9 protein-coding genes are annotated in these 9740 nt (G+C 68.7%); 3 read left to right on the top strand and 6 right to left on the bottom strand.

The features are described 5' to 3' along the window. The 3 genes from pheT to ACFWPJ_RS15750 form a co-directional block, all read right to left on the bottom strand. On the bottom strand, positions 1–2437 hold a 2437-nt coding region (pheT, locus tag ACFWPJ_RS15740; protein WP_378851815.1), incomplete at its 3' end, for a phenylalanine--tRNA ligase subunit beta. An 18-nt stretch (positions 2438–2455) separates the two neighbouring features. After that, the gene (gene pheS, locus ACFWPJ_RS15745) at positions 2456–3517 is read right to left on the bottom strand and encodes a phenylalanine--tRNA ligase subunit alpha (protein WP_378851818.1); all 1062 of its coding nucleotides are present in this window, start codon (positions 3515–3517) and stop codon (positions 2456–2458) included. Positions 3518–4190: 673 nt separating this feature from the next. Further along, the gene (locus ACFWPJ_RS15750) at positions 4191–4754 is read right to left on the bottom strand and encodes a TetR/AcrR family transcriptional regulator (protein ID WP_378851820.1); all 564 of its coding nucleotides are present in this window, start codon (positions 4752–4754) and stop codon (positions 4191–4193) included. An 84-nt stretch (positions 4755–4838) separates the two neighbouring features. Here ACFWPJ_RS15750 and ACFWPJ_RS15755 point away from each other — a divergent pair, with 84 nt between their 5' ends. Beyond that, on the top strand, positions 4839–5600 hold the full coding sequence (locus ACFWPJ_RS15755) for a lysophospholipid acyltransferase family protein (RefSeq protein ID WP_378851822.1): 762 nt from the start codon (positions 4839–4841) through the stop codon (positions 5598–5600). Here ACFWPJ_RS15755 and ACFWPJ_RS15760 read toward each other — a convergent pair. Continuing rightward, positions 5539–6108: a Uma2 family endonuclease gene (locus tag ACFWPJ_RS15760; protein ID WP_378851825.1), complete on the bottom strand. Its 570-nt coding sequence runs from the start codon at positions 6106–6108 to the stop codon at positions 5539–5541. The two genes, ACFWPJ_RS15755 and ACFWPJ_RS15760, sit on opposite strands and share 62 nt — an antisense overlap. A 380-nt stretch (positions 6109–6488) precedes the next feature. Here ACFWPJ_RS15760 and ACFWPJ_RS15765 point away from each other — a divergent pair, with 380 nt between their 5' ends. Then, entirely contained in the window at positions 6489–6905 is a 417-nt protein-coding gene (locus tag ACFWPJ_RS15765; protein ID WP_378851827.1) for a hypothetical protein, read from the top strand. Between the two features lie 66 nt (positions 6906–6971). Here ACFWPJ_RS15765 and ACFWPJ_RS15770 read toward each other — a convergent pair whose 3' ends face one another. After that, positions 6972–8405 carry an MFS transporter gene (locus ACFWPJ_RS15770; protein WP_378851830.1) on the bottom strand — a complete coding sequence of 478 codons (1434 nt, stop codon included), beginning with the start codon at positions 8403–8405 and terminating at the stop codon, positions 6972–6974. Positions 8406–8528: 123 nt separating this feature from the next. On the opposite strand from ACFWPJ_RS15770, the gene ACFWPJ_RS15775 reads away from it, so the two are divergent. After that, positions 8529–9086, top strand: a complete 558-nt coding sequence (locus tag ACFWPJ_RS15775) for a TetR/AcrR family transcriptional regulator (RefSeq protein ID WP_378851833.1) — start codon at positions 8529–8531, stop codon at positions 9084–9086. A gap of 7 nt (positions 9087–9093) precedes the next feature. Here ACFWPJ_RS15775 and ACFWPJ_RS15780 read toward each other — a convergent pair. Continuing rightward, positions 9094–9740, bottom strand: a 647-nt coding sequence (locus ACFWPJ_RS15780) for a TrmH family RNA methyltransferase (RefSeq protein ID WP_378851835.1), incomplete at its 5' end; no start/stop codon positions are given.

Here is a 9740-nt window from a genome sequence, read left to right on the forward strand (position 1 = left end):
GGGCCTCGTCCTCGGTGAGGGTGCGGTCGGTGGCGCGGAAACGCAGGGCGTAGGTGAGGGACTTGCGGCCCTCACCGGCCTGCGCGCCCTCGTAGACGTCGAACAGGGCGATGTCTTCGAGCAGGTCGCCACCACCGGTGCGCAGCGCCGATTCGACGCTCGCGGCGGGAACGGCCTTCTCGACACTGATCGACACGTCCTGCAGGACGGCGGGGAACGCCGACACCGTGGGTGCGGGACGGGCTTCGACCAGCGGCAGGGCGTCGAGGTCCAGTTCCAGCGCGCAGGTGCGCGGCGGCAGACCGGCACGCTCCAGGACGGCCGGGTGCAGCTCGCCCGCGTGACCGACCACGACACCGTCGACGACCAGTTCGGCGCAGCGACCGGGATGCCACGGCAGGTAGGCGGCGGCCCGGCGTTCGATGGTGACACCCGCCGCGTCGGCGACGGCGTCGACCAGCGCGAACGTGTCGGCGGCCTCGGCCTGGCGACCCGGGCCCCACGGACCGCGCGGGTCACGCTTGCCGCTGAGCACCGCGGCCACGTGCACCGGCTGCGCGGGCAGCGACGCGTTGAGCTCGGCGATCTGCTCGTCGGTGGGACGACGATCGACCGGCAGCGCCGCGACCGCGTGGGTCTCGGCACCGGGCCGCACGACCTGGGCGATGCCGTAGATCGTGAGGTCGCGGGCGCCGCGCGAGATATTGCGGGTGGCCACTTCCAGCAGACCGGGCAGCAGCGTGGTCGCCAGCTCGGGACGCTCGGTGTCGAGCGGGTTCAGCACGCGGGTGGTGTTGCGGCGCGCGTCGTCGACGTCGAGACCCCACACGTCGAACACACCGGCGGGCAGGAACACCGGCGCGGGCACCTCGACGCCACCGGCGAACGCCAGCGCCCGGCTCACGGCACGGCGCCGCTTCTGGGTGGCGGTCAGGCCGCGACCGGCGGGCGCCGACGGCAGGACCGACGGGATCTGCTCGAGACCCTCCAGCCGCAGCACCTCTTCGACCAGGTCGGCGGGCTGGGACAGGTCGGGGCGCCAGCTCGGCGGGGTCACCAGCAGCTGGGTCTTGCCCGCGTCGTTGACCTCGATCTCGACCCCGGCGCCGATCTGGGCGAGCCTGCGCACGGCGGTGCCCGCCGGGTAGGTGACGCCGGCGACGCGGTCGGGCAGGTCGATGTCCATCGCGATCGGCGCGACCGGCGCCAGCGGAACGCGGATGTCGGTGAGCGTGGATTCGATGGTGCCGCCGGTGATCTCGGCCAGCAGGGTGGCCGCCCGGTCGAGCGCGGCGATATTGATCTCCGGGTCGACGACGCGCTCGTAGCGCTTGCCCGCCTCCGAGACCAGCTTGTGCCTGCGCGCGGTCCGGTACACCCGCAGCGGGTTCCAGGTCGCGGCCTCGAGCACCACATCGGTGGTCCCGTGGCCGACCTCGGTGCTGCCGCCGCCCATGACACCGGCCAGCGAGATGACGCCGGAGTCGTCGGCGATCACCACGTCCTCGGCGTCGAGGGTGCGCTCGACATCGTCGAGGGTGCGCAGGGTCTCACCGGTGTTGGCCGAGCGAACGACCAAGCCGCCGTTGAGCTTTGCCGCGTCGAAGGCGTGCAGCGGCTGACCCAGTTCGAGCATCACGTAGTTGGTGACGTCGACGGCGGGCGAGATCGGGCGCATGCCCGACAGCATCAGCCTGCGCTGCAGCCACAGCGGGCTCACCGCGTCCGGGTTCACCCCCGTGACCCGGCGCACGCCGAAACGGGTGCACTCCGAATCGGCCTCGAGCCGCACGGGCCACGCCTCCGCGTCGCCGTCGGCCAGCGTCCGCACGGCCGGGTCGGCGTACTCGAGATCGAAGCCGCAGGCCAGTTCCCTGGCCAGGCCGCGGACCGAGAAGCAGTAGCCGCGGTCGGGGGTGATGTTGAGTTCGATGATCGTGTCGTCGGTGCCGAGCAGCACGTTCGCGTCGTCACCGGGCTGCGCCGAGCCGGGCTCGAGCACCAGGATGCCGTCGTGATCCTTGCCGATGCCGAGTTCGGCGACCGAGCAGATCATGCCGTGGGAGGTGTGCCCGTAGGTCTTGCGCGAGGAGATCTTGAACCCACCGGGCAGCTCGCCACCGGGCAGCACGACGACGACGAGGTCGCCGACCGCGAAATTGCGGGCGCCGCAGACGATTTCCTGCAGCTCGGGGTTGCCGACATCGACCTTGCAGAAACGGATCGGCTTCTTGAACTCGGTGAGCTCGGTGATCTCGGCGACCCGGCCGACGACCAGCGGCTTGTCGATGTCACCACCGATCGGCTCGAGCTCGTCGACCTCCTCGACCTCCAGGCCGACGCGGACGAAACCGGCATCGAGCTCTTCGGCGGACACCGACCATTCCGGGGTGGTGCGCTGCAGGATCTCGGTCAGCCAGGACTGCGCTACTCGCACGTGACTTGTCGCTCTCTCTCAGGACCGGATACCGAAGGGCAGGGTGAACCGCACGTCACCCTCGACGATGTCGCGCATGTCGGGGATGCCGTTGCGGAACTGCAGCGTGCGCTCCATGCCCATGCCGAACGCAAACCCGGAGTACACCTCGGGGTCGATGCCGCTGGCGATCAGCACCTTCGGGTTGACCATGCCGCAGCCGCCCCACTCGACCCAGCCCGCGCCGCCCTTCTTGTCCGGGAACCACACGTCGACCTCGGCCGATGGTTCGGTGAAGGGGAAGTAGTTGGGGCGCATGCGGGTTCGGGTGTCGGGGCCGAACAGGGCGCGCGCGAACGCGTCCAGGGTGCCGCGCAGGTGGGCCATGGTCAGGCCCTTGTCGATCGCCAGACCCTCCACCTGGGAGAACACCGGGGTGTGGGTGGCGTCGAGCTCGTCGGTGCGGAAGGTGCGGCCGGGGCACACGACGTAGATCGGCAGCTCGCGTTCCAGCATCGACCGCACCTGCACCGGGGAGGTGTGCGTGCGCAGCACCTGGCGCGAACCCTCCGGGGCGATGTGGAAGGTGTCCTGCATGGTGCGCGCCGGGTGATCGGGCAGGAAGTTCAGCGCGTCGAAGTTGAAGTGCTCGGTCTCGACCTCGGGGCCCTCGGCGACCTCCCAGCCCATGCCGACGAACACGTCGGCGATCTGCTCGGAGATGACGGTGATGGGATGGCGGGCGCCGACCGGCTGACGGCGGGCGGGCAGGGTGACGTCGATCTTCTCCGCCACCAGCACGGCCTGATCGCGCTCTTCCAGCAGCGCGGCGCGGCGCGCCTCGAACGCGTCGGACACGCGCTTGCGGGCGACGTTGACCCGCTTGCCCGCGTCGGCCTTCTCCTCCTTGGGCAGTGCGCCCAGCCCCCGCTGTGCGAGCGCGATCGGCGACTTGCCGCCGATGTAGTCGGTCTTGGCGACCGCCAGCGCATCCAGATCAGCCGCAGCGGCGAACGCCTTCTCGGCCTCCGCTGCCGCTGCCGCGAGTGCCTCCTCGGTCAGCAAGGCGTTCTGCTCGACTCCACTGTTGTCGTCGGCCACGATCGTTCGACTCTCCCCTGGGGATCGGTTCACGGGTGCGTCATTGCCTACCCGTATCGGTGCTGCATAAATCCTATGGGATCGGGTTCGCGCGATTCATCCGGATTACCGGCGGGCGATTCGCGACCATGCTAAGGCCCGCCGGAAGGTCGCGGTGCGGACCGACAAGTCCAGGTCAGGCCCGTCTTCGCAGGGTTCGCATCACGATCGACGGCAAACCGGAATTCGAGGGAACCGAATCGGCCTGTCTTCCGTCCAACCGTTCAAACACACCAGCGTGTTCGACTCGAGAACAGGACCACTCGATGCCTGAACAGACTTGCGATTCGACACCACCCCAGGGCCGCCGATCCCGCCTCACCACCCCGGGCAGCGGCCTGGCACTGTGCGGGCTCGGCATCCGGCCCTCGCGACCCCGACCGTTTCCGCGGGCAGGCGGATTGTGCGCGGAGGGGCAGGTACCGAACCAGCAGGCCGAACCACCTGAACCGGACTCGGACTCGGCCCCGCAGTCGGATGACCCCGCTTGAGACAGGGGCAGCGTCGATTCGACAGGCGTCGCGACACGTTGTCCGCGCAGGCGAATCATTGTGCAGACAGGCGGACAAGACCGGGGCAAGCCGCAGGCCCCGTCTGACACTGATGGACGGTGGCGACCTGGCAAATAGCAGGATCAACCCGGAGTCCCCAGGTACTGGGCGACCGCCCACTCCACCAGGACCGGCACCTCGGTGCCCGGGGCGATCGCCTCGTAGCTGCGGTTGGCCACGACGACCGCGATGCCGTGCAGATTCGTCCACAGGCTCAGGGCCCGTGCGCCGGTCGGATCGGCAACACACTCGGCAACGAGTCCTCGCCAGTGTCGGAACAGTGGAATCGTGACCGTCTCCCTCAGGTTCTCACCCGCACCCTCCAGTAGATCGTGCCGGAACATGAGCGTGAACATCTCGCGGCGGCGGGTCGCGAAGTCTACGTAGGCAAGGCATGTGGCGATCAGTCGTTGGCGTGGCGAATCTGCTTGTACTGCTTCGATTTCGGACCGGAGATCGGCGTAACCGCAGACGGCGATTGCTGCGAGTAGAGAATTGTGGGTAGGAAAGTGCCGGCGGGGTGCGCCGTGGGACACCCCCGCTTCACGGGCGATTGCTCGCAGACCCAGTTGTTGCGCTCCGACGTCCTCGAGCATCTCGACACCGACCGCCACCAGCCGGTCCCGAAGTGATTCAACTGCACTCATGGACCCATCCTCCCGCACTGTGTAGACAGTGCCTACGAAGATCGTGTAGACAATGTCTACACATCCTTTCCGGGGAGGCATTCCATGTGGTACTGGCTACTGAAACATCTGCTGGTGGGTCCGGTGCTGTGGCTCCTGGGGCGCCCAAGAGTGGATGGGCTGCAGCATGTTCCAGCTACGGGGCCGGTCATCGTCGCCGCCAATCACTTGGCGGTCGTGGATTCGCTGTACCTGTGTCTGGCGTTGCCGCGAAGGGTAACTTTCCTCGCCAAGCAGGAGTACTTCACCGATCGCGGCCTCCGGGGCCGAATCAATCGGTGGGTGATGACTGCCACCGGACAGGTGCCAGTCGATCGCGGCTGCGAGAACTCCGGGGCGGATTCGCTGGCAGCGGCGGTGAGAATTCTGGAGCGGGGAGGGGTCTGGGGTATTCACCCTGAGGGCACACGGTCGCCCGACGGGCGGATCTACCGGGGCCGCACCGGTGTCATCCGCGTGGCGATGCAGACCGGTGCACCCGTGATCCCGGTCGTCCTGACCGGAACCGATCGTGTGAATCCGCGTAATCGCCGCTTTCTGCGACCGGCGAGGGTACGCATCTCCTTCGGTCGTCCGCGCTACTTCGCGCCCGCCGATCCGCAGGGTGTACGTCGCGCAACCGATGAGCTCATGGCCGACATCTCGCGCCGGTCTGGCCGGCCTTATGTCGATTGCTACGCAGCAACGTTCAAAGCCGGAGCGGCTCGAGCCTCGATCAGCATGGAGGCTGCCGCTCACATCGGTCCTACCCGTAGAGCGGTAGGCACCCGGTATCCACGGCTGTCGACAGCGGCACAGGAAGCATGATCGGGTCGCCGAACATGCCCTCGACCGGGTCCGGGTACACACCTGAGTCGGGATCGCGATACAGCGCCCACCGGCCGAACCCGGGGTCGATGACGAGCAGGGTGCGGACACCTGCCGCGCCGTACCAGCCGTTCTTGCCGGTGATCTGGTGCGCTTTCTCCGATCTCGAGATCACCTCGACGGCCAGTTCGACGTCGGCAGGGTCGGCGAGCCACTCGTCGTCGGTGTCCCAGGCGTCGGGGAGCACGATGAGGTCCGGCGTGCAGTAGTCGTCGGCATCGCCGGGCATGGCGATCGAGGTCACCTCGTAGGCGGCGAGCCCTTCGGGCATGACCGATTCGAGTTGGTGGCGCAGTCGGCGGATCGTGCCCGCATGTTTTCCACACAGGGACGGTGACGTCGCGAGCGCCCCTCCCAGAATCTCGACCTGCAGACCGGTCGCGTGTTCGATCTCTTCGGCGACCTTGCGAAGGTTGCCAGGCCGGGGATGCATCGCGGGAGGTGTCATCCGGTCGCTCCATTCGTGCGGACTGCCGTGCTCGACGGTAGCGCGGCCACCGCGCCCAAGGACGCCATGTCGGTACTTCGCATCGCGCTGACCGGCCGTGGGAAATTCGAGGGAACCGAATGGGGTTGCGCCACGTCCAACTGTTCAAACACACCTGCGTGTTCGACTCGAGAACAGGATGACTCGATGACTGAGCAAACTTGCGATTCGATCCCGCCGCAAGGCGGGCGGACCCGCCGGACGGCTCCGGGGAGCGGTTTGGCACTGTGTGGACTCAGCATCCGGACCACCGGGCGCCGACCCTTTCCGCGTGCGGTGGGGTTGTGCGGACGACCGGAGACTTCTCCCGAGCCTGGACCCGGTCGATCGGAGGGCCTTGGATGAGACGACGTCCGGATCGCCGGTCGGAGCCCTCGGTGCGGCGGTTGTATGTGCGGTTTCAGGCCGCCCAGCCCTACCGGCACGGGCGGTTTCCCGGCGTGGTCGGCCTGGTCGAGGGTCTGTCGTCGGAGGGTCGGCTGACCGTCGAGCAGGAGCGGTTCCGGCGTAGCGGCAACGACTGGTTCGGCGATCATCTGGTGAATCCGTACGAGGTGGATCGGCGGGTCTACGACCGCGAGCGGCATCCGGGCGCGGCGGCGTGGTTCAAGTCGACCGCACTGCCGATGATCGACCGGGTCAGTGGGTACCTCGACATCCTCGACGCCCACGGGATCGCTTGGGAGCGGCTGGATTCCGATTCGCCGGGGTCATCCTGTACGAGGATCCGCAACAGATCGTGGCACTGCCCGAGGTGATCGCCGCGGTGGGCTCGTACGAGACCGATGGCCCGCGCGCCGCGGTGGGCACGCGGACCATCCGGATCAGACGGACTGCCGGGTGTGGCGCGGCAGGAATGCCGCCACCACCGCCGCGACGGCGACCAGTGCCGCGCCCACCCAGACGGCGGGGACGAGGCCGTCGACGTAGGCCTGGGGGTCGGTGTAGGAGCCGTGCGAGGCGAAGACCGAGGCGAGCACCGCGATGCCCATGGCCACGCCCACTTCGCGGACGGTGCTGTTGATGCCCGAGGCCATGCCCTGGTCGGCCGGGGAGGCGCTGGCCATGACGATGGTGGAGGACGGGGCGAAGGTCAGGCCCATGCCGATGCCACCGAGGACGAAGGGGGCGACGAAGGCGACATAGGCGACGTCGGTGGAGGTGATCAGCGCCATCCAGGCCAGTGCGACCGCCAGGAAGACCTGTCCGGTGGCGATGAGGACGCGCGGACCGACGCGGTCGACAACCAGACCGGCCAGTGGCGCGACGACCATCGGGACCATGGTCCACGGCATGGTGCGGATGCCGGATTCCAGCGGCGAATATCCCTGCACGACCTGGAAGAACTGGGCGAGCAGGAAGATCGCGCCGAAGACACCGGCGGAGAAGCCGAAGGACACGAGGTAGCTCAGGCTCAGCCCACGCGAGGCGAACATGCGCAGCGGGAGCATCGGGTCGGGGACGGTGCGTTCCCAGGCGACGAAGGCCATGAGCAGCGCCCCGCCACCGATCAGCGCGGTGAGCACGGGCGGTGCGGTCCAGCCGTCGTCGGCGCCGTGGATGACACCCCACACCAGCGCGAGTACCCCACCGGCCGAGAGCACGAGCCCGAGCAGATCCAATCGCCGTGCGGTGCCGCGTGATTCGGCGAGTATGCGCGCCGCGAACGGCAGCACCAGCAGGCCGATCGGGACATTGAGCCAGAAGATCCACTGCCAGTTCAGCCCGTCGACGACCGCACCGCCGACCACCGGACCGACCGCGACACCCAGCCCGGCCAGGCCGCCCCAGATGCCGATCGCGGCGCTGCGCATCCGGGCGGGGACCGCCGCGGCGAGCAGGGTCAACGACAGCGGCATCACCGCGGCGCCACCCGCACCCTGGATCGCGCGGGCCAGGATCAGCATCCACGGTTCGGTCGCGAGCGCGCAGGCCGCCGACGCGGCGACGAAGACGGCGATGCCGGCGAGGAACACCCGGCGGCGGCCGATCCGGTCACCCAGCGCCGAGGCGGTCAGCAGCAGCGAGGCGAACGACAGCGTGTAGGCGTTGATGAACCACTGCAGATCCGAAAGAGACGCTCCCAGTTCGGTTTTGATCACCGGCAGGGCGTTCGTCACGACGAGGTTATCCAGCGTCACCATGAACATCGGGATGCCGACGGCGGCGATCACCGCGCCGAGCGGTGCGGTTTTCGTGCCGCCGGGCGGCTGTGTGTCGGCGAAGACGGCATCGCCGGGTTCGAGTGTCTGAGTCATGTCCAACCCTGTTGTTATTCACTGATAACTAATATCGACCATGGTTATGCATCGACTGATAACATGTCAAGAGGCGACGGACATTCGAGGAGGAACACACCCATGGGCGGCACGAGAACCCGGATGACCGCATCCGAGCGCAGCGCGCAGGTGCTCGAGGCCGCGGTGCACGCCTTCGCCGAATCCGGCTACGCCGCAACGAAGACCGATGAGATCGCCCGGCTGGCCGGCGTCTCGCAGCCGTATGTGATCCGGTTGTTCGGCACCAAGCAGCAACTGTTCCTCGCCGCGCTGCACGAGGTATGCGGGCGGATCGAGGCGGTGTTTCGCGGGGCCGATATCCCCCCGGATGCCGATACCGCCGAAGCGCTGTGCACCCTGGGCCAGGGTTTCGACGTCTTCCTGGCCGAACGCGAACTCCCGCTCATGCTCCTGCACGGCGCCGCCGCCAGCGCCGATCCCGCGATCGGCGATCCCATGCGCGAGCGGTTCGGCCGGATCTACCGCCTGATCGGCGAGCTCACCGGCGCCGACACTCTCGAATCACGCCGTTTCGTGGCCACCGGCATGCTGCTGACGATCATGACGGCCATGCAGGTCGCCGGGAGCGAGGCCATCCCGCTCCCCTGGGCCACCGAGATCCTCGACGATCTGCGGAGCTCCGCCGCGCCGGGGTGCTGACCGCCCGCTACTCCGCGTGCTGGACGCGGGAACTCGCGTAGAGGCAGATCGCCGCTGCCGCAGCCAGATTCAGGCTTTCGGCGCGGCCGTGGATGGGGATGCGGATGCGATGGTCGGCGCGGGCGGCGACGGCCGGGTCGAGGCCGTGCGCCTCGTTGCCGAAGAGCCAGGCGACCGGGCCCGCGAGGATCTCGTCGGCATCGTCGAGACCGACCTCGCCGGTGGCCGCGGTGGCCAGGATCGTGACACCCGCCGCGGAGATCGCGTCGAGGGTGGCGGTGATATCGCGGCTGCGCGCGGTCGGCACATGGAAGACGCTGCCCGCGCTGGCCCGGACGCATTTGCCGTTGTGCGGGTCCACGGTCTCCCCCGCGAGGATCACGCCGTCGGCGCCGACCGCGTCGGCGACCCGGATCAGGGTGCCCGCGTTACCGGGCTCGGCGATCTCGACGGGGACGGCGAGCATGCGCGGACCGCGGTCGAGGACCTCGCCGAGCGGCACATCGAGCAGCTCGCACACCGCGACCAGACCCGGCGCGGTGACGGTCTCGCCGAGGTGCTCGGCGGCGCGGTCGCTGACCAGCGTGGTGCGCACGCCGTCGGCGGCGGCACCGGCGATCAGCGCGTTCTCGCGTTCGGCCGCGGCGAGTGAAT

The sequence above is a fragment of the Nocardia sp. NPDC058497 genome (genome assembly GCF_042720195.1).
GTDB lineage: Bacteria > Actinomycetota > Actinomycetes > Mycobacteriales > Mycobacteriaceae > Nocardia.